The organism is Mycobacterium sp. WMMD1722 (assembly GCF_049315205.1).
In the GTDB taxonomy this organism is placed as follows: Bacteria; Actinomycetota; Actinomycetes; order Mycobacteriales; family Mycobacteriaceae; genus Mycobacterium.
In genome coordinates this window covers 376028-396020 of the sequence record NZ_CP186056.1, presented here as the reverse complement: position 1 = coordinate 396020, position 19993 = coordinate 376028, and the positions used below count along the sequence as shown (strand labels likewise).

At 69.3% G+C, this 19993-nt stretch carries 18 protein-coding genes and 2 tRNA genes; 7 read left to right on the top strand and 13 right to left on the bottom strand.

The window, feature by feature from the left end; genetic code table 11:
* The first annotated feature begins 36 nt into the window (after window positions 1–36).
* Both ACN27E_RS01815 and ACN27E_RS01810 read left to right on the top strand, forming a co-directional pair.
* A complete protein-coding gene (locus ACN27E_RS01815) occupies window positions 37–1056 on the top strand; it encodes an SPFH domain-containing protein (protein WP_422746327.1) in 1020 nt (339 codons plus the stop codon).
* A complete protein-coding gene (locus ACN27E_RS01810; RefSeq protein WP_422746326.1) occupies window positions 1056–1943 on the top strand; it encodes a hypothetical protein in 888 nt (295 codons plus the stop codon). Before ACN27E_RS01815 ends, ACN27E_RS01810 begins: the two co-directional genes overlap by 1 nt.
* Window positions 1944–2046: 103 nt before the next feature.
* Here the strand turns inward: ACN27E_RS01810 and ACN27E_RS01805 are convergent.
* From ACN27E_RS01805 to ACN27E_RS01780, 6 genes are all read right to left on the bottom strand, one after another.
* Window positions 2047–2120 (bottom strand) — tRNA-Ile (locus ACN27E_RS01805).
* A 27-nt stretch (window positions 2121–2147) separates the two neighbouring features.
* Window positions 2148–2984, bottom strand: a complete 837-nt coding sequence (locus ACN27E_RS01800) for a carboxymuconolactone decarboxylase family protein (RefSeq protein WP_422750173.1) — start codon at window positions 2982–2984, stop codon at window positions 2148–2150.
* Between the two features lie 22 nt (window positions 2985–3006).
* Complete coding sequence (locus ACN27E_RS01795) at window positions 3007–4377, bottom strand: metallopeptidase TldD-related protein (protein ID WP_422746325.1); 1371 nt, start codon at window positions 4375–4377, stop codon at window positions 3007–3009.
* Between the two features lie 31 nt (window positions 4378–4408).
* Window positions 4409–5926, bottom strand: coding sequence for a TldD/PmbA family protein (locus ACN27E_RS01790; RefSeq protein ID WP_422746324.1), 1518 nt, complete (start codon window positions 5924–5926; stop codon window positions 4409–4411).
* Between the two features lie 27 nt (window positions 5927–5953).
* A complete protein-coding gene (locus ACN27E_RS01785) occupies window positions 5954–6796 on the bottom strand; it encodes a CbiQ family ECF transporter T component (RefSeq protein ID WP_422746323.1) in 843 nt (280 codons plus the stop codon).
* Complete coding sequence (locus ACN27E_RS01780; protein ID WP_422746322.1) at window positions 6793–8841, bottom strand: DUF2232 domain-containing protein; 2049 nt, start codon at window positions 8839–8841, stop codon at window positions 6793–6795. Before ACN27E_RS01780 ends, ACN27E_RS01785 begins: the two co-directional genes overlap by 4 nt.
* A 91-nt stretch (window positions 8842–8932) precedes the next feature.
* Between ACN27E_RS01780 and ACN27E_RS01775 the strand changes: the two genes are divergently transcribed.
* Both ACN27E_RS01775 and ACN27E_RS01770 read left to right on the top strand, forming a co-directional pair.
* A complete protein-coding gene (locus ACN27E_RS01775; protein ID WP_422746321.1) occupies window positions 8933–9355 on the top strand; it encodes a MarR family winged helix-turn-helix transcriptional regulator in 423 nt (140 codons plus the stop codon).
* Between the two features lie 29 nt (window positions 9356–9384).
* Window positions 9385–10590, top strand: coding sequence for an MFS transporter (locus tag ACN27E_RS01770; RefSeq protein WP_422746320.1), 1206 nt, complete (start codon window positions 9385–9387; stop codon window positions 10588–10590).
* A gap of 12 nt (window positions 10591–10602) precedes the next feature.
* On the opposite strand, the gene ACN27E_RS01765 is transcribed toward ACN27E_RS01770, so the two are convergent.
* Both ACN27E_RS01765 and ACN27E_RS01760 read right to left on the bottom strand, forming a co-directional pair.
* The gene (locus ACN27E_RS01765) at window positions 10603–11715 is read right to left on the bottom strand and encodes an esterase-like activity of phytase family protein (RefSeq protein WP_422746319.1); all 1113 of its coding nucleotides are present in this window, start codon (window positions 11713–11715) and stop codon (window positions 10603–10605) included.
* Window positions 11712–12449, bottom strand: coding sequence for a VIT1/CCC1 transporter family protein (locus tag ACN27E_RS01760; protein WP_422746318.1), 738 nt, complete (start codon window positions 12447–12449; stop codon window positions 11712–11714). Before ACN27E_RS01760 ends, ACN27E_RS01765 begins: the two co-directional genes overlap by 4 nt.
* Window positions 12450–12549: 100 nt before the next feature.
* On the opposite strand from ACN27E_RS01760, the gene ACN27E_RS01755 reads away from it, so the two are divergent.
* Window positions 12550–14487, top strand: a complete 1938-nt coding sequence (locus ACN27E_RS01755; RefSeq protein WP_422746317.1) for an acyl-CoA dehydrogenase — start codon at window positions 12550–12552, stop codon at window positions 14485–14487.
* On the opposite strand, the gene ACN27E_RS01750 is transcribed toward ACN27E_RS01755, so the two are convergent.
* Window positions 14484–14972 carry an LppP/LprE family lipoprotein gene (locus tag ACN27E_RS01750; RefSeq protein WP_422746316.1) on the bottom strand — a complete coding sequence of 163 codons (489 nt, stop codon included), beginning with the start codon at window positions 14970–14972 and terminating at the stop codon, window positions 14484–14486. The genes ACN27E_RS01755 and ACN27E_RS01750 overlap by 4 nt on opposite strands.
* 154 nt (window positions 14973–15126) lie before the next feature.
* On the opposite strand from ACN27E_RS01750, the gene ACN27E_RS01745 reads away from it, so the two are divergent.
* The gene (locus ACN27E_RS01745; RefSeq protein WP_422746315.1) at window positions 15127–15672 is read left to right on the top strand and encodes a hypothetical protein; all 546 of its coding nucleotides are present in this window, start codon (window positions 15127–15129) and stop codon (window positions 15670–15672) included.
* Window positions 15673–15874: 202 nt separating this feature from the next.
* On the opposite strand, the gene ACN27E_RS01740 is transcribed toward ACN27E_RS01745, so the two are convergent.
* Window positions 15875–15947 (bottom strand) — tRNA-Asn (locus ACN27E_RS01740).
* Window positions 15948–16101: 154 nt separating this feature from the next.
* Here ACN27E_RS01740 and ACN27E_RS01735 point away from each other — a divergent pair.
* Window positions 16102–16350 (top strand): hypothetical protein, encoded by a 249-nt coding sequence (locus ACN27E_RS01735; protein ID WP_422746314.1) that lies wholly within the window; start codon window positions 16102–16104, stop codon window positions 16348–16350.
* 16 nt (window positions 16351–16366) lie between these two features.
* Here the strand turns inward: ACN27E_RS01735 and ACN27E_RS01730 are convergent, their stop codons facing one another.
* From ACN27E_RS01730 to ACN27E_RS01720, 3 genes are all read right to left on the bottom strand, one after another.
* Window positions 16367–16657, bottom strand: coding sequence for a DUF7155 family protein (locus ACN27E_RS01730; RefSeq protein ID WP_422746313.1), 291 nt, complete (start codon window positions 16655–16657; stop codon window positions 16367–16369).
* An 82-nt stretch (window positions 16658–16739) separates the two neighbouring features.
* Window positions 16740–18686 carry a DNA primase gene (dnaG, locus tag ACN27E_RS01725; RefSeq protein WP_422746312.1) on the bottom strand — a complete coding sequence of 649 codons (1947 nt, stop codon included), beginning with the start codon at window positions 18684–18686 and terminating at the stop codon, window positions 16740–16742.
* Between the two features lie 20 nt (window positions 18687–18706).
* Window positions 18707–19978: a deoxyguanosinetriphosphate triphosphohydrolase gene (locus ACN27E_RS01720; RefSeq protein WP_422746311.1), complete on the bottom strand. Its 1272-nt coding sequence runs from the start codon at window positions 19976–19978 to the stop codon at window positions 18707–18709.
* Window positions 19979–19993: the final 15 nt, after the last annotated feature.

The following is a 19993-nucleotide window of genomic DNA, read 5'->3' as shown; positions in this document are numbered from 1 at the left end:
TCGTCTAAGAGACGATAACTAGTGAGAGGACATAACATGGCCGTCATCACGCGCTACCCGTTCCTGCACCACCTCAGGGTTGCCCCGACGGTGCACGTCCGCGCGCTTCGCCGAGGCAAGGTGGTCCACGAGGGCGCCGGTGCGGCGTTCTGGTTCCGGCCGCTGAGCGCGGCGATGTCGGAGGTACCCCTCGACGACCGCGAACTGCCGATGCTGTTCCACGCCAGGACCGCCGACTTCCAGGACGTCGCCGTGCAGGCGACAGTCACCTACCGGATCACCGATCCGGTGCTGGCGGGCCAGCGCATCGACTTCGCGATCGACACCGACACCGGGCGGTGGCGCGCCAGCCCGCTGGAGCAGGTCGCCGGGCTGTTGACCGAGACCGCTCAGCAGCACGGAATGGACCTCTTGGCGCGCATGCCGTTGACCGTCGCGCTCGTCGAGGGCATCTCCGCGGTGCGGGCCAGCATGAGCGCGGGCCTGCGCGCCGACGACCGCCTGGTCGAGACCGGCATCGTGGTGATCGGCGTGCGGGTCGTCGCGCTGCGCCCGGAAGCCGACGTCGAGCGGGCGCTCCAGACACCGGCACGCGAGCAGGTTCAGCAGGAAGCCGACAAGGCGACCTTCGAACGACGTGCGCTGGCGGTCGAACGGGAACGCGCCATCGGCGAGAACGAGCTGCAGACCAGGATCGAACTGGCCCGCCGCGAGGAAGAGCTGGTCGCCCAGCACGGCGCCAACGAGCGTCTCAAGACCCAGGAGACCTGGGCCGCCGACGCCATCGCCACCGAGGCCACCGCACGCCGCGACGTGGCCCTGGCCGATGCCAGGGCGCAGGCGACCCGGCTGGTGGGTGAGGCCGATGCGGCCGCCGAGACCGCGCGCCTGGCCGCCTATCGCGACGTCGAGGAGGCCACGCTGCTGGCCCTGGCGCTCAAGGAGTTGGCCGCCAACCTCCCCCGCATCGACCACCTGAGCGTGACCCCGGACTTGGTGACACCGTTGCTCACTCGGCTGAGCGCCGGTCACGCCGGCGAGGGGGGTGACCGGTGATGCTGGCCCCACGGGTGGTGCTGGTGCACCGGCGTACCGAACTCGACGATGCGATCGCACGCCACGGCACGGCCGGTCAGGCTGCGTTCTTCCTGACCAGCCGCGGCCGCTCCATCGACGAACTCGAGCTCCGGCACGCCCTGGACCAGCGTGCGCTCGCCACCGTCACCGCCGAGATCCCCTCGCATTGGCGACGGGGTCGGGTCGAACGCGGCGATCTGTCCCGGTTTCTGTTCGAACCCGACGACGTCGTCGTGGTCGTCGGTCAGGACGGGTTGGTCGCCAACGTCGCCAAGTATCTCGACGGCCAACCCGTCATCGGCATCGATCCGGATCCGGACCGCCATCCCGGCGTCCTGGTGGCCCACGGGGCCGACGCCGCCGGCGCATTGATGCAAGCCGCGGTCGACGGGCACCCCGACGTCGAGTCCCGAACGATGGTCTGCGCGGTCACCGACGACGGGCAACAGCTCGACGCCCTCAACGAGATCTACGTCGGGCACGCCAGCCACCAAACCGCCCGCTACCGGCTGACCCTGCCCGACGGACGTGGCGAACGCCAGGCGTCCTCCGGGCTGATCGTGGCCACCGGCACCGGTGCTACGGGGTGGTGCCGCTCCATCTGGACCCAGTGCCACAGCGAGCTGACACTTCCCGATCCCACCGAAGCGCGACTGAGCTGGTTCGTCCGAGAGGCCTGGCCGTCTCGGACCAGCGGAACAACGCTCACCGAAGGAGACCTCGCCGGAACCGGGTTGATGATCGACGTCGAATCCGAGACCCTGGTGGCCTTCGGCGACGGCATCGAAACCGACGCCCTCCACCTCTCCTGGGGCCAACACCTCACCGTCGCGTTGTCCCGCAAACGCCTACGCCTGCTGCGATGACGCTCTGAACCGTGTTGCCGGAACGATGACGGTCTATCGCCACGGTCGTTTGCGATAGCGACCTCGACTCGAGGTCCTCGATCGTGAAAAGCAGCCTCTGACGTGGGGCGGGCGGGGCTCGAACCCGCGACCAATGGATTATGAGTCCACGGCTCTAACCGACTGAGCTACCGCCCCCGGGCGCTTGGCGCGCAGACCATGCTGTCACACCGCGTCGGCGAAGACCGTCTGGCCGTCGTCGTCGACGAGATACCGCTCGGTGCCCGACGCCACACGCGGCGCGTCGGCGGCCAATGCCACCGCGATCTTGTTCGTCGCGTTACGCATGACGTCGAGCGTCAACTCGATCCATTCGTCCTGGGAGAAGTGCTCACGCATCCCCGCGGCCACCTCGGCCGGGATCGCCCAGGGCGTCCAGACCAGCGCGTCGACGTAGCGCAACGCCGACTTGTGCCGTTCGGTCAGCTTCGTCGAGCGTTCGAAGTCCTCGATGTCGGCGTAGAGGTCTTCCGTGCCGCCCGCATCGAGGGCTTTACCCTCCCGCAGCGACTGGCACAGCCGGCAGTGATGCGCGGCCGCACCCCGCAGCCGCACCACCTCCGTGGTGACCGGGTCGAGTGCGCGCAACCGCGCCACCGACGGCACGAAATCGCCGAGCAGCACCCCGGCCGGATCTGTCTCGTGATCCCAGGCCACCGGCGCCGCGCTGCCGGGCTTGCTCAACCCGAGTGCGTCGAACCCCGCCCATACCCGCGGGACGAAGTCGGCGACGAAGATCGCCGCCACGACCCGAAAAGCGCTGTCCCCCAGTGCGGTGAGGAATTGCTTGCGTTGGTTCGCACCGATCCCGGCCACATCTGTGGCGAACTGCTCGGCGAACGCCGCCACCACCGACTCGCAGTCGGACTTCGCGTCGAACAGGTCGGCCTCCACCGGTAGCGGCGTCAGCCGCAGGGCCCGTCCACACGTCAACCGGATCACCGTGTCCAGCCGGGGGTCTCCCGACGACATCGTGACCAGACCGGACAGCTGCTCGAACACCGCATCGACGGGCACGAGGGGATTATTGCGCCTGACTGACCGACGACATGTGAAAGTCGGGAATTCGCAGCGTCGGCATGGCGGCCCTGGTCGCCCAGTCGCCCCATTCCCGCGGGAGTGTCACCTCGCTGGCGCCGGCCTCGGTGGCCCGCCGCAGCAGATCCAGCGGGCTCTCGTTGAACCGGAAGTTGTTCACCGCCGCGGTCACCTCGCCGTCCTCCACCAGGTAGACGCCGTCGCGGGTCAGGCCCGTCAGCAGCAGCACCGTCGGATCGACCGCGCGGATGTACCACAGTGTGGTCAACAGCAAGCCGCGCTCGGTGCCGGCCACCATATCCGCCAGGCTCGCCGTTCCGCCCGTCATCACCAGGTTCTCCGCCGGAACGGCCACCGGCTGGTCGAACTCCGCGGCCGCCGCCCGCGGGTAGGCCAGCGCATTCACGGTGCCGTCACGCAGCCAGTCGACCCGGTCGATGTCCATCCCGTTGTCGAACACCGACACCCGCTCCGAGGACGTCGCCGCGACCACGAAGGGCGTGCACGCCAATCCCGGTGCCGCCGGATCGGAGAACAGCGTCAGCGGCAGGTCGGTCAGCGTCTCCCCCACTCGGGTCCCCCCGGGCGCCGACAACGCCGTGCGGCCCTCTTGGGCGCCGCGGCCGTCCATGGTCCAGTTGAGGTAGATCATCATGTCCGCCACCGTGGACGGCGGCATCAGCGTCTCGTACCGCCCGGCGGGCAGCTCCACCGTGCGGCGCGACCAGTCCAGGCGCATCGAGAGATCGGCGAGCAGCACATCGGTGGGCACATTCACGAAGTCCGGCGTGCCGATTCCGGCCCAGGCGCTGCCGCCGCCTCGTTTGGCGTTGATCTCCACCGAGCCCGTCGGCTGGGTGTAGCGCCGCCGCAACCCGGTCGACGTCGCCACGAACGTGGTCTCCAATACGTGACGGGCGAAGCCGTAGAGCGTGTCCGCACCGCGGAAGCCGCGGGCCAGGCTGCCGGCCACCCCGGCGAACACCTCCGTGCCGGTCATCGGCACCGGGGTGCCCCAATCACCCGGCGTCTCGGTCGCCGCCAGGGCCGGCGCGGCATCCCGGGCCTCGGGCGCGGAGACGGCCGCGTCCTGCGAGGCCGCCACCAGAGCGGGGATCGCCGCGGGCTCCACCTCACTGGAGCGCACCGAACCCACCCGAGCCCGATCCCCCTGGCGGACAACCGAAATCACCGTCGTACTGCGGCTCACCGATTCGCCGTTGGTGGTCATCGAATTCCCCGCCCAGCGCAGCGACGCATCCGCCCGGTCGGCCACCAACACCACGGTCTCATCGGCCCGTCCCCGGCGCTGCGCTTCGGCGAGCACCGCCTCGACGACCTCCTGCGGTTCGATCATCGGCGTACCCCGATTGACCTCTTCGCTGCGCTCATCGGCCGGCCTCCTCACGGGTGTTGAGCACGTTGATGCCCCGGAACAGCGCCGACGGACAACCGTGGCTGACCGCCGCCACCTGACCGGGTTGCGCCTTACCGCAGTTGAACGCACCGCCGAGCCGCCAGGTCGACGGTCCGCCCACCGCCTCCATCGCACCCCAGAAATCCGTGGTGGTCGCCTGATAGGCCACGTCGCGCACCTGCCCGTCCAGCCGGCCGTCACGGATCCGGAAGAACCGCTGCCCGGTGAACTGGAAGTTGTAGCGCTGCATGTCGATCGACCACGATTTGTCCCCGACGATGTAGAGGCCGTCGGTCACGCGGGAGACCAGCTCCTCGGTGCTGACGTCCTCGGCCGACGGTTGCAGGGAGACGTTGGCCATCCGCTGGATCGGCACATGGTGCGGGGAGTCGGCGTAGGAACACCCGTTGGAGCGGGCGACCCCCAACCGCGGGGCGAACACCCGGTCGAGCTGATAGCCGACGAAGACGCCGTCGCGTACCAGATCCCAGCTCTGAGCCCGCACTCCCTCGTCGTCGAAACCGACCGAGGCCAGACCGTATCGAACCGTGCGGTCGGCGGTCACGTTCATCACCGGCGATCCGTAGCGCATCGAGCCCAGCTTGTCCGGGGTCGCGAAAGACGTTCCGGCGTAGGCCGCCTCGTAACCGATCGCCCGGTCGTATTCGGTCGCGTGGCCGATCGACTCGTGGATGGTCAGCCACAGGTTGGTCGGGTCGATCACCAGATCCGTCGGACCCGCGGTGACGCTGGGCGCCTTGGCCTTCTCGGCGAGCAGCACCGGCAGCTCGGCCAATTCGTCGGTCCAATTCCAGATCTCGTCACTCGCGAGCACCTCCCAGCCGCGCGCCGCCGGCGGCGCCAGCGTCCGCATGCTCTCGAACGTGCCCGCCGCGGTGTCGACGGTCACGGCCTCCAGCGTCGGCAGAACACGGACGCGCTGCTGGGTGATCGACGAACCGAAGGTATCGGCGTAGAACGTCTGTTCCTTGGCCGTGCTGAGCCCGGCCGACACGTGGTCCACGCCGTCCGCGGCGAGCAGTCGGCCCGAATATTCGCCCAGCACACCGATCTTGTCCGCCGCGGGCACCGCGAAGGGATCGACCAGGTAGTCCGACACCCAGCTGACGTCGCGGTACACCGGTTCGGCGGCGAGCTCGATGCGTTCGGCGTTGAGCGGAGCGAGCGCCTGGGCCACCTGCACGGCGCGTTGCGCGGTCGCCGCCGCCACCGCCGGGTCCAATTCGGCGTTCGACGCGAAACCCCACGTGCCGTCGACGATCACGCGCACGGCCAGCCCGATCTCACGGTCGAGGACGGCGGTCTCGAGCTCACCGTCGCGCAGTTGCACCCACTCGGTGGTGATCGCGTGGACCCGCAGGTCGGCATAGCTCGCACCGGCTGCCAGGGCGGCCGACAATGCGGCGTCGGCCAACTGGTGTCGCGGTAGCGCAAGGAAATCGGCGTCGATGTGTCGCGGCGCTGTCACGCCACCACCGTAGTAGCCGCCGGGCCGTCAGGTCGGGGCGGAGCTCGTCGGTAGCACCGTCAGCTCGACGGCCAGCGCCGCCCCGCACACCACGACGATGATCGCGAGCGCGATCCAATCCCTGGCTTTCGGACCGGCCGGTGCCGCGGCGATCTGGCCGGCCCCGCCGCGGGCGGTGATCGCGTCGCCCATCTCGTCGGCGCGGCGCAACGCCACGGTGATGGTCGCCGCCAACAGGTCGACGACCTCGATCAGCCAGCGCTTGCGGCGGGCCCGCCGGCTGGCCAGGTGCTGTTTGGGCCGCAGCCGGCGAGCGGCGTACAGCGTGGTGAACTCGTCGATAAGCATCGGGAATGCCCTCAGCGCCAACGCGATCGCCACCGACCAGTCGTCGACCGGGATGCGCAGCGAGCGTAAGGGCCGGCCGAGCTTTGCGATCGACGGGGCGATCTCGGCGACATTGGTGGTCCACGAGACCATCGCGCCCAGACCGAGCAGCACGATGGACAGCGCGGTGATGCGCAGGAAATTGAGCAGGCCGCCGAACCCGATCTCGATCGACCCGAAGTCGACCACCGGTGCCTTGCCGGCGAACGTCGCCGTCAGACCGCCGAGGAAGAGCAGGAACCACAGCCACCCCGGGATCGACGGCAGTGCGCCGCGCGGGATGTGCGCGATACGTGCGGCGATGACGATGAGCAGGCCCACGGTCAGGATGGGCACCCACCCTGGGTAAAAGGTCAGGAGCACCCCGATGGCGGCGACGATGATCAGCTTGGTGCCCGCCCACATCTGGTGAATCGCCGAGCTGCCGGGGACCGGGCGCAACAGCACCACCGGGCGGCGCTGCCGTCGTGCGGGTGTGGTCACGACACCCCTCCGGCGGCGGTCTGCGGGGATACCAGGGCACCGTCTTGCAGATGCAGCGTCCGCGAGCACAACTCTTCCATCCCCGAGAAGTCGTGGGAGATGACGACGACGGTCAGCCCGGCGGTCCGGCGCAGATCGGCCAGCAGTCGCAGCAGACCGCGGGCACTGGCGGCATCGAGCCCCGCCAGCGGCTCGTCGAGGATGAGCGCACGCGGCGAGCGGGCCATCAGCCCGGCGAGGACGACGCGGCGCATCTGGCCGCCGCTGAGCTGGTCGATGCGCCGATCCACCAGAGTCGAATCCAGGCCTACGGTGGCCAGCGCCCGCACCACCCGCCGGTGGTCATGCGGCGAGAATCCCGCGGCCGAGGCGATCTCCTCACCGACGCTGGTGCGCATCAGCTGAAGGCGCGCGGCCTGGAACGAGATGGCCACCGATCCGACCTGATCGCTGACAGGCTGTCCGTCAAGCAGGCACTGTCCGACCGTCGGCACCGTCAGGCCGGCCATGATCCAGGCCAGTGTGGACTTCCCCGACCCGTTGAGCCCGTGGATGAGCACACCGTCGCCCTCGGGCACCACGAAGTCGACCCCGCGCAGTGCGGGTTTCGCCCACGGCGTTCCGCTGCCGTATTCGTGGCCGACGTCGATCAGCTCGAGCACCGGGGTGGCCGCGGTGTCGGCGACCGGCGCGGTGGCTGTCGGCGCCTGCGCGGTCTCGACCATGTCCGTGTTGTCGGCGGCGCTGCCGTTGCCGGTGAGGTTGATCGTGCGGTCGGCGCTGCGCGCCTCGTCGTTGTAGTGGGTGATGTGCACCAGCGCCATCCGATGGTGTTCGGTCAGGCCGGACAGCACGCCCATCAGTCCCTCGCGACCGGCCTGATCGACCATGCTGGTCACCTCGTCGGCGATGAGCAGCGATGGTTCGCGGGCCAGTGCGGCAGCGACCGCCAGCCGCTGCAGTTCACCGCCGGACAGGCCGCCGGTGTCGCGCTCGGCCATGCCGTCCAGTCCGACCTCGGCGAGCAGCTTCGGCACGTCGGTCGTGGTGCCCGGCGGCAGACCCCACACGACGTCATCGGCGACCCGGGTGCCCAGCACCTGACTCTCCGGATGCTGCATCACCACCGCGGTGCCGCCGAGCCGGCCGAGGCCGACCGCGCCGGGGCGTTCGATCGTTCCGGAGGTGGGTTCGCGGCCCGCGAGCATCAACATCAAGGTGGTTTTTCCCGATCCGTTGGCGCCGGTGATCGCGACGTGCTCGGAACTCTCCACCGACAGTGACACCGGGCCCAGCGCGTCGTGGCCGGTGCCGGGGTACCGGAACCGGACATCGGTCATCCGGGTCGGTACCGGGGCGATCGGTCCGCTCTCGGGCAGTGTCTCGAGCTTGTGGACGTCGGGGATGCCGAGCAGGCGGCTGAGCACCCGCGACAGCGCCCACCAGCCCACCAGCGTGACGAACAGGATGCTCAGGACGCCCGAGCTGCCGATGAGCAGCGGCCAGTAGTGCAGCGCGGTGGCGAAGTCGTGTTTGAGCCGTTCGGCGACGCCCTCGCCGTCCGGGAGACGGGCGATGACCGCCGCCACGCCGTTGACGTTGGCGGTGATCGAATCGAAGATCAGATTGCGCAGTCGCGCCAGGACCGCCAGGGCCAGCACGGACGCCGCGCCGAAGACGGTTCCGGCGACCAGTGCGGTGATCAGGACCGTCGCGGTGCCCCGTCCGCGCCGTTTGACGATGCCGGTCAGTCCGCCGATGTAGGCGCAGTTGATCACGGTCATCATGCCGCCCATACCGGCGATGAGGAACGCGATCGTGGCGCCGGCGACCGTCGCGGCCAGCAGTACCCGCAACCGGTAGCGGTAGGCCAGCACGCCCATCGGGACCGTGCCGAGCAGCGATAGCGCGGCGGCGAACGGGACGACGACGGCGATGATGGCGGTGGCGGCACACAGTGCGGCCATCACCGAGGCCTGCGCCAGCTCACCCGGGTGCAATGATCCGGCACGTCGAGGTGGGCTCGCCGTCCCGGTAGCGGTCATCACCTGATTCTGCCAGCCTGAGGTGCAGAGGCCGTGCCCGCGGTCGGGCCCCGTCGGCCACTGCATAGCATTCCTATGTATCATGGCGGTCATGACAGGTGAGCATCTGGGCGCCGAACTGCTGTCCGTCGTCGCCAGGTTGAACCGGTTCGCAACCCAACGCACCAAGTTGCCGCTGCCGTGGGCCCAGGCCCGGTTGTTGTCGACGATCGAGGACCGCGGCGAGGCCCGGATCTCCGATCTGGCCTGTCTGGACCACTGTTCGCAGCCCACGATGACCACCCAGGTCCGCCGGCTCGAGGACGCCGGCCTGGTGTCCCGCACGGTGGACCCGCAAGACGGACGAGCGGTGCTGATCCGCATCACCAAGAAGGGCAGGCAGGTGCTGGCCGACGCGCGCATCGACCGCGGCGCGGTGATCGACCCCCGCCTCGAGCGGCTGTCGGCGACGGACCGCGAGACGCTCGCCGCGGCCGTCGGGGTCATCGAGCGGCTGCTGGCCCAGACCGACTGAACACCGACACACCAGAGGAGTCACCACGCATGTGGCGTCAACCCAAAGCCGTCTGGGCCGTGGCCTTCGCGTCCGTCGTGGCGTTCATGGGCATCGGTCTGGTCGACCCGATCCTCAAGCCGATCGCCGACAACCTCGACGCGTCGCCATCGCAGGTCTCTCTGCTGTTCACCAGCTACATGGCCGTGATGGGCGTGGCCATGCTGATCACCGGCGTCGTCTCCAGTCGAATCGGACCCAAACGGACCCTGCTGCTCGGTCTGGCGGTGATCATCGTCGGCGCCGGCCTGGCCGGGATGAGCGAGACGGTCACCGAGATCGTGGGCTGGCGCGCCCTGTGGGGGCTGGGCAACGCCCTGTTCATCGCCACCGCGCTGGCGACCATCGTCAGTTCGGCGCGCGGATCGGTGGCCCAGGCGATCATCCTCTACGAGGCGGCACTGGGCCTGGGCATCGCCGTCGGACCACTGGTCGGTGGGGTTCTCGGTGAAATCTCCTGGCGCGGGCCCTTCTTCGGGGTGTCGGCACTGATGGCCGTCGCGCTGGTGGCCACCGTCTTCCTGCTGCCGGCCACACCGCGCGCCGCGCGCGCGACCACGCTGGCCGATCCGTTCCGCGCGCTGCGCCACCGCGGTCTGCTCGGGGTGGCGGTCACCGCGCTGTTCTACAACTTCGGGTTCTTCACCCTGTTGGCTTTCACCCCGTTCCCGCTGGATCTGGGTGCCCACGAGATCGGACTGATCTTCTTCGGCTGGGGCCTGGCGCTGGCGTTCACCTCCGTGGTGGCCGCCCCTCGGCTGCAACATCGCTTCGGCACCGTCCGCACGCTGATCGTGAACCTTCTGGTGTTCAGCGCGACCCTGGTCGTGATGGCGGTGTGGACCGACAGCAAGGCCGTCCTCGCCACCTGTGTGGTGGTGGCCGGGCTGTTCATCGGCATCAACAACACCCTGATCACCGAGACGGTCATGAAGGCGGCGCCGGTGGAGCGCGGCGTCGCCTCGGCGGCCTACAGCTTCCTGCGCTTCTCCGGTGCGGCGGTGGCGCCCTGGCTGGCGGGGGTGCTCGGCGAGCAGATCAACGTGCACCTGCCCTACTGGGTGGGCGCCGCGGCGGTGCTGCTGGCCGCGGCGGTACTCACCCTCAGCCGCGGCCACCTGGGCGGCATCGACGCCGAGCAGGGTCAACGCGCCGAACTCGAGGATCAGGCCCGCGCGGTGACCGTCGGCGACTGACCACCGCCCCGCTCAGAGAGCGAAGGCCAGCACCTGGGTGATCTGGGTCGCCGAGAAGTTGTCGTCGCTGACCATGACCACCGTGCGCCGCCCATCCGGCAGCGTCGGGCCCAGCGTGATCCCCTCGACGTTGTCCAACGGCGTCAGACCCGGCGTCGTCGTCAGGTCGGCCAGCAGCGTCTTGCTCATCGCCCGGGCGGATTGTCCGGCCACCGCCGGCCGGGCCAGCACGTCGTCGGCGCCCGCGATGTCGGCCCGGTAGATCCGCACCGTCACGTGGGTGCCGTAGCCCCGTTCCACCACCAGAAACGACGAGTCGTCGAGCGCCACCAGATCGGAGAGCCCGTTGTCACCGCCGGGCCCAGCCGTCACCGGATCGAGTGGGTAGAGATATTGCGCTGCGGCGGAACGTGTTTCGGGATCCAACCGGGTCACCCGGGTGAGCGCCCCGCCGCCCTCGGCCGGGGGCGGACCATCCTCGTAACGGGGGCCCTCCATCGCGGCCCACAACCAGCGGCCACTCGGGGTCAGCGTCAGCCCCTCCAGGGCGCTGTTCTGCCGGGGGCCGCGCTCGTCGGCCGACATCCGCAACCCGTCGGGCAGGGTGAACTCACCCAGGTAGCGGCCATCGAGGTCGGCGATGCGCACCCACGGGTCGAGCAGCAGCGGCGCGGCCGGATCGTCGGTGCGCCGCTCCCCCTCGCTGGACCAGTACAGCCGCTGACGCCCCGCGTCGAACGCGATGCCCTCGGCGTCCGGCGGCACCACCGGTGGATCGGAGTCCGCGTCCAGCGGCCGAAAGGCAGCCCCGGAGGCGTCCAGCCAGGGCCGGGTCGAGAGGAGCTGCACGGCGTCCACGCCGTTGCCCGAGGTCGCGATCCGGGCGGTGTAGAAGCGGGCCGGGCTCTTCGCCGAGCGGTCGTCGCTGACGATGTAGTACAGGTCGCGACCCGGGTCGTAACTGATGCCGGACAGGCCGCCGACGACGGTGCCCTCGAACGTCGCGGCCCTCGGCACCTGCCGCTGGCCGAGATAGCGCAGGTCCGGCGGTTCGGCGTGCGCCGGCGCGCAGCCGCTCACTGTCAGCGCACCCGTCAGCAGCGCTGCGGCGACTGCGCGCGTCATCCGGTCACGGTGCCGATCAGCGACCCGACCGCATAGGTGGCCGCAATCGCCACCCCGCCGAGGGCGAGCTGGCGGGATGCGGCCATGACCACGGGTTTGCGGGTGAAACGCGCCGCGGTGCCTCCCACGATGAGCAGACCCACCCCGCCGCAGGCCAGCCCCGCCCACAGCGATTCGAAGCCGAGCAGGTAGGGCAACAGCGGGATCACCGCACCGATCGCGAACATCAGGAACGACGAGATCGCCGCGACCCAGGGGGACGGCTTCTCCCCGGGGTCCACGCCGAGCTCCTGCACCAGATGGAAGTTCAGCGCCCGGTTCTCGTCGCGGTGGATCTCCTCGCTCGCGGCTTCGGCGGTCGTCTCCGACATCCCCATGTCGATCAGCATGGCGGCGAGTTCGGCCTTCTCGGCTTGGGGATGGGCCCGGAACGAACGCCGTTCGACGAGCACCTCGGAGTCGATCTGTTCATTGGCGGTCGTCACCGACGTGTATTCGCCCAGAGCCATGGAGAACGCCCCGGCCAGCAGGCCGGCCACGCCGCTGAGGACGACGGTCTGAGCTGACGCTCCGGCCGCCACGCCGGCGATCAGCGCCGTGTTGCTGACCAGACCGTCCATCGCGCCGAAGGTGGCGGCGCGCAGCCAACCGCCGGTCACGTCCGCGTGCTGGTGGTCGAGGCTGTGCGGTCGGCCGCTCGGCGACGTGCCCGACGGCCGGTTCGACTCGGTCATGGGGATATTGAACGCTGCCGCACGGGGGGCTGCCCGGTCAGGTTGACCTGGGTTTGCCACATCACAGTTTCCGGGAGCGTTCAGCGGGTTACCGTCGAGTATGACCACCACTGCGGATCATCTGCGCAACTCTCTCGACGGCCGCTGGCGCGATGTGAAGAACGCCATGCGGGAGAAATTGTCCGACGAGGTATTCAAGCCGCACTACACCCCGAACACCGTCATCGCCCGGACCAAGGTCAACGAGCAGCTGCGCATCATGGCCGCGGCGGGTGCCGCCGAGGACGGCTTCGCCAAAGAGCACGGCGGCAACGGCGACGTCGGGGCGGCGGTCACCCAGATCGAGATGCTGGCGATGAGCGATCTGTCGTTGATGGTGAAAGCCGGTGTGCAGTGGGGCCTGTTCGGCGGCGCGGTGGAGAACCTGGGCACCGAACGCCATCACGAGCAGTACGTCCGGAAGATCATCGACTGCGACCTGCTCGGCTGTTTCGCCATGACCGAGACCGGCCACGGCAGCGACGTCCAGTCGCTGGAGACGACCGCCACCTACGACGCGTCGACCGGTGAATTCGTCATCAACTCCCCGACGCCGACCGCACGCAAGGACTACATCGGCGGCGCCGCCCAGACCGCCCGGATGGCAGCGGTGTTCGCCCAGCTGATCACCGAGGTCGACGGCGAGCCGGTCGGTCATGGCGTGCACTGTCTGCTCGTGCCGATCCGCGATGAGAACGGCAACGACATGCCGGGCGTCACCACCTCCGACTGTGACTACAAGGGCGGTCTGCCCGGTGTCGACAACGGCCGCATCGTGTTCGACAACGTGCGGGTACCGCGGGACAACCTGCTCAACCGCTACGGCGACGTCGCCGAGGACGGCACCTACAGCTCCCCCATCGACAACCCGAACCGCCGGTTCTTCACCATGCTCGGCACCCTGATCCGCGGCCGGGTCACCGTCGGCGGGTCCGGCGCCGCCGCCGCCCGGGTGGCCCTGGACATCGCGACCCGATATGCGTTGCAGCGCAAGCAGTTCTCCGCGCCCGAGGGCGACGAGGTGCTGATCATGGACTACCTCGTGCACCAGCGCAGGCTGCTGCCGCTGATCGCCCGGTCCTACGCGTTGCAATTCGCGCAGAACGAACTGGTGGCCAAATGCCATGAGCTGCAGAGCGCCGAGCACCCCGACGCCGAAGAGCAACGCGAACTCGAGGCCCGGGCCGCCGGCCTCAAGGCCGCCAACACCTGGCACGCCAGCCGGGCGATCCAGGAGGCCCGTGAAGCCTGTGGCGGCGCCGGCTATCTCGCGGAGAACCGGCTGATCGGGCTGCGGGGTGACATCGACGTGTTCACCACCTTCGAAGGTGACAACCACGTGCTCACCCAGCTGGTCGCCAAGGAGCTGTTGACCGCCTACGCCGACGACGTCAAGGGCATGAGCCCGGTGGAGTGGGTGCGGTTCGCGGCGAACTTCGCCGGCGAGCGGGTGCTCAAACGCACTGCGGCCGAGACGATCATGCAGACCATCCTGGACAGCCGTCAGGACAACGAAGAAGAGGGCAGCCTCTTCAACCGCGGTACCCAGGTGCAGATGTTCGAGGAACGCGAGGAGTACCTCATCTCCACGGTGGCCCGCCGGCTGCAGCGCCGGTCCAAGGAGATGAGCGCGTTCGACGCGTTCAACTCGGTGCAGGACCACGTGTTGCACGCCGCGCGGGCGCACATCGACCGGATCGTCCTGGAGGCCTTCGTGGCCGGCATCGACGCCTGTGAGGACGAGGAGGCCCGCCGCATCCTCGGCCTGGTCTGCGACCTCTATGCGCTCTCGGTCATCGAGGACGACAAGTCCTTCTTCGTGGAGCACCGGTTCCTGTCGACCGAGCGGGCCAAGCGGGTGACCAGTGGCATCAACGAACGCTGCCGCAACCTACGGCCGTACGCCGAGCTGCTCGTCGACGGCTTCGGCATCCCCGAACAGCTGCGCTACGCGGCGATGATGGATCCCAAGGAGTTGATGACGGCCGGACCGGCTTAGCCGCCGGGGATCGGATCCAGGGCCTCGAGGCCGCCGTTCTGCCCGACACCGAAACGCACGGTGCCGATACCCGTCGGGCAGCACGGCGCCTCGTCGCCCTGACGCCACTGGTACTGCACCGTCACCGAGTCCGTACCGCCGGTCAGCACCGACACGTAGGGACGCGGCTGCGCGGTCGCCGGGCCCAGGGGTGTGTCCCGGTCGAAGAACAGCACCTGCTGCGTGCTGTCCGGCCGCTGGGGGTCGGAGGAGATCTGTACCCAGTACAGCCGGCAATCCAGACTGTGGCCGCGGGCGACCTCGGTCCACGGCGCGCCCGCCTGCGGCGCCGCGGCGATCTCCCGTTGCACGGTGGCGGGCCTCGGCCCGTCGCCGGGCACACAGGTGTCCGCCTTCGGGGGCGGGGCACCGGGTGGGCTCCAGCCACATCCCGCTGCTATCAGGCCGAGCATCGACACCGCGTGCACCGTCCAGAAGACCCGCATGCGCCCCAGGTTACGGGCCGGACCAGCACAGCAACGATCCCCGTTTCCCAAGACGGGATAGTCGGCGCGATGCACTATTGACGCGTAAGTCGAACGTTTTGACGGCGTGATCGCCCTGGCAGGCCGCCCGCCGCAGCGAGAAAGGTCAATGAACATGTGGGCCAACAAGAGTTTTTTCCGGCGCGCTGAGCCGTCCACTTGGCACCGGCGGCGGTCCGTTGTGGTGGCGGCGGGTGTCAGCGCGGCGCTGCTCGGATCGATGCTGCTCGGCCACACCGCGGTCGCCTCGGCCGACGGTGTGGAGCGCCCCTCGATGTCCCCGGGTCCGTCCGGTGTCTCCCCGGGTGAGAACGGCACGAACACGGGTAGGACGGGGGTGGCACGCAATAGCATCACCGACGACGGCCCAGACACCCCGCGCCTTCCGGCGTTCCGCACCCAAGGAGGAACGTTCCTGCCCTTTGCCAACCTGCCGCGATTCGCCGACGACGAATTCCTCAGTTGGCTCTCACCGAGACAAATCCGGACCGAAGTCGACGCCGCTGACCACGAATTGGTCAGGATTCAGCGCCGCCCGACCTGGGAGCGCACCGTCCCGCCCGCTGGACTGATCGAGGGGGGACCGGATGTCCCGGTGGATGGCATCGTGAGCAACGAGCTGTTCTTGTCGTTTCCGCGGGTCCAGAACCAGTGGAAATGACGGCGGGGGTCGGCGCCTTGACCGGCCCTCCAAGAATCCCCCAAGAATCCTTGGAGAGCCGGGGGCCAATCTCTTCTTGTGACGCTCGATCGATCAGCCCTTACCTGATCGAGAAGGACGCTCCCCCGGTCGGCCCTTACCTGATCGGGAAAGCAGAAGGCGGGCCCATCGCCACCGACGATGGGCCCGCCTTCTCCTTCTGCTCCCCCGGCTGGACTCGAACCAGCAACCCTTCGATTAACAGTCGAATGCTCTGCCAATTGAGCTACAGGGGACCGTCCCGGCCCCACCTCGATGCGGACCGAGGAGTGACTCTAGCGCATGCACCGGGGGGCTTACCAACTCGCTCCCGGCGGGCTCCCCGACCCGGCGCGCACTGCCCCGCGTGAGGCAGGATGGAGGCACACACCGTCTCGTTGGAGGGTTCTGTTGTTCGGGTATGTCGCCGTATTGGCCGTCGGCTATGTGTTGGGCACCAAGGCGGGCCGGCGCCGCTACGAGCAGATCGCGGGGACCTATCGGGCCGTGACGGCAAGTCCCGCGGCCAAGGCCGTCATCGATTCGTCCCGCCGCAAGATCGCCGAACGTGTCTCACCCGACCCGAATCTGGTGACGTTGACGCCGATCGACGAGAAGACCGCGGTGCTGCGCCCCGAGGAGCGCACCGAGAACAACTGAGCGCAACGATGCGGGGCTACCGCATCCCCCCGACGCCCTGCTTGATGGTCTGACCGGGCGCCAGCGGGCCGGTGGCCACGCCGACCCCGCCACTGCCGAACGCGACCGACGGGGTGCCGATGCTGGCACCGTTGCCGTTGGAGCGGCCGAGGCAGATGCCGTCCTCCTTGTTGCCGTACCAGGCCAGGCACGCCGGAGCGGCGTGAACGCCCGCCTCGGGAGCGGTGAAAGCCGCGGCAGCGATGGGCGCAGCGACGGCGGCGGCCGCGAAGGCGCCGACGGTGACGAAGCGCTGGAAGCGAGTCATGGTTGCCACAGTGAAGATGCCTTCCGCTTTGCCGTTCCCCCGACGGTGTTATAGCGCGCTCACCATATCGCGTTACACCGGCTCACGCAGAGAGGTCGTCCCCGGCCGCCTGTTCGAGCAGGCTGCGGCGGTAGGCCTCCATGGCGACCAGGTCGCCGAACAACGCGTGGTACTCGTCGCCCTGCTCCACCGGAGACATCCGCTGCAGCTTCGATTTGACCTCGGCGATCTGGCGTCCGACCCATACCTCCTGCAGCCGGGCCAGCACACCGGCGATGTAGCGTGGCAGCTTCTCCTCGTCCTCGACGCGAAACGCCTCGGCGACCAGTTCGTTGATCAGGCCGGCGGCCGCGGGCGATCCGGTCTGGTCGCGTACCGCCTCGATCCACTGCGCCCCCGACATCCCCGCGGCGGTGCCGCCCGCGGCACCGAGCGCGGTCCGCACGGCCCGGTAGCCGGGATGGGTGAAGCTGTCCACGGTCAGCGCGTCGAACACCGGGCCGGCGATCACCGGGTACTGCAGCGCCGCTTTGAGCGCTTCGCGCTGCGGCCACAGCGTGGGATCGGTCGGATTGGGCCGGGCGACCGGCTCGTGCGCGGCCCGCTCCTGGCCCGCCGCCGGCGCGGGACGCCGCCGCCCCTTCTCCCGCTCGGGCATACCGCGCTTCTGCGCCTCCTCGCGCACCCGGGTGAGCACCTGCGCCTCATCGGGCCACCCGGTCCACCCGGCGAGCCGGCGGGCGTACTCGTCGCGCAGCGCATAGTCGCGGATGCGGGCGGCCAACGGCACGCACCGGCGCAGCGCATCGACCTGCGCCGACGGATCGTTGTCCAGGACGTCGCCGGCCGGGATCTGGCTGCGGATCGCGAATTCGAACATCGGGATCCGGCGCGCCACCAGATCGCGCAGCGCGTTGTCCCCCGATTTCAGTCGCAGGTCGCAGGGATCCATACCCTCGGCGGCGATGGCGACGAAGGATTTCCCGGCCACCTGCTGATCACCGTCGAACGCCTTGAGCGCGGCGGCCTGACCGGCGGCATCGCCGTCGAAGACGAAGATCAACTCACCGCGGTACCAGTTGTCGTCCATCATCAGTCGGCGTAGCAGCGCGAGGTGCCCGTCGCCGAATGCGGTGCCGCAGGAGGCCACCGCCGTCATCTCCCCGGCCAGGTGCATCGCCATCACGTCGGTGTAGCCCTCGACGACGACGGCCCGGTGCGATTTGGCGATGTCGCGTTTGGCGAGATCCAGCCCGAACAGCACCGACGACTTCTTGTACAGCACCGTCTCGGGGGTGTTGACGTACTTGGCCTCCATGGGGTCGTCGTCGAAGATGCGGCGCGCTCCGAAGCCGATGACTTCACCGCCGCTGGCGCGGATCGGCCACAGCAGCCGGCGGTGGAAGCGATCCATCGGCCCGCGCTTACCCTCGCGCGACAGCCCCGCCGCCTCCAGCTCCTTGAACTCGAACCCCTTGCGCAGCAGGTGTTTGGTCAACCGCTCCCAGCCCGACGGTGCGAACCCACACCCGAAGCGCGCCGCGGCCTGGGCGTCGAAATTGCGCTCCATCAGGTATTTCCGCGCGGGTGCGGCCTCCTCGGAAGTCAGCTCCGCGGCGTAGAACTCCGCCGCGGCGGCGTTCGCGGCGAGCAGGCGGCTGCGGCTGCCGCGGTCGCGCTGCACCGCGGTGCTGGTGGTGCCGGTGTAGGTGACCGTGTAGCCGACGCGGTCGGCCAGCAGCTCGACGGCTTCGACGAAGCTGACGTGCTCGATCTTCTGCAGAAAGGCGTAGACGTCACCGCCCTCACCGCACCCGAAGCAGTGGAAGTGGCCGTGGTTGGGCCGTACGTGAAACGACGGGGACTTCTCGTCGTGGAAGGGGCACAACCCCTTGAGCGAATCCGCGCCGGCGCGGCGCAGCTGAACGTAGTCACCGACGACGTCCTCGATGCTCACCTTCTCCCGGATGGCGGCGATGTCACGGTCGGGGATCCTGCCCCGCCCCCGTGTCGCTTCGCCTCCGGCCACCGAGTCAGTCTAGAGGCCGGTCACAGAGGGCGGGGCGAGCGCGCTTCGTGCACACGCTCCAGCCGACCCTCGGTGTAGGACGCGATCTGATCGACCACCGCGCGCAGCCGGGCTCCGTCGTCGCCGGCAGCGGTGAAGGCCGCCGCGAACTGGGGATCGAGGCTGCCCGGCGCCTGGGCCCACAGCGCCAGCGCCACCTCGTGGATGCGGGTGCGCTGGTCGGTCTGGATACCGAGGTGTCCGTGGTCGGACATGATGAAGTGCAGGGCCAGCGTCTTGAGCAGGGCCACTTCGGCGCGCACCAGAACCGGCACCACCAGATCGGCGTCGAAGCGCCGCAGCGGCGCCGTACCGGCGATCTCCCGCGTGTGGGCGATCGCGGCGTTGGCGAATCGGCCGACGAGTTCGCTGGTCAATCGTTTGAGCGCGACGGAAGCGGCCAGGGTGCCGTCGTACTTCCCCACCGCCACCACCACCGGGACCTCCGAGAGCCGCTGCGCCGCGGCCAACAGATCATCGGGGGTCAACGCCGGGAACGACCGCGCCCCCAGATGGGCCAGTGCGGCGGCCGCGTCGGCGTCGGCCAGCACCCGCAGATCGATCCGGCCGGACACCACCCCGTCCTCGACGTCGTGCACCGAGTAGGCGACGTCGTCGGCCCAATCCATCACCTGGGCCTCCAGGCAGGGCCGCTCGGCAGGGGCGCCGTCGCGCACCCACTGCGCCGCGGGCAGATCGTCGTCGTAGAAGCCGAATTTGCGGCGGTCGCCGAACCGTTGCCACGGATACTTCGTCACCGCGTCGAGCGCCGCCCTGGTCAGGTTCAGACCGGCCGAGTGCCCCTCGGCGTCGAGCACCTTGGGTTCGAGTCGGGTCAGGATCCGGAAGTTCTGCGCATTGCCCTCGAAACCGCCGAAGGACCGCGCGATTTCGTCGAGTGCACGTTCGCCGTTGTGGCCGTAGGGCGGATGCCCGATGTCGTGGGCCAACCCCGCGAGATCCACCAGATCGGAGTCGCAGCCCAGCCCGACGGCCATCCCGCGGCCGATCTGGGCGACTTCCAGGGAATGCGTCAGCCGGGTACGCGGGGTCTCCCCTTCGCGCGGACCGACCACCTGGGTCTTGTCGGCAAGGCGGCGCAACGCCGCACAGTGCAGCACCCGCGCACGATCCCTGGCGAAGTCGGTGCGGTGTTCGGTGTCGGTGCCCGGCAGCGAGGCAGCCTTGGGCGCTTCGGCCACCAGCCGCGCGGTGTCGAAGTCGTCGTAGCTGTCCTGTTGTCGTGGGCTCACCGAGGCATAGTCTGC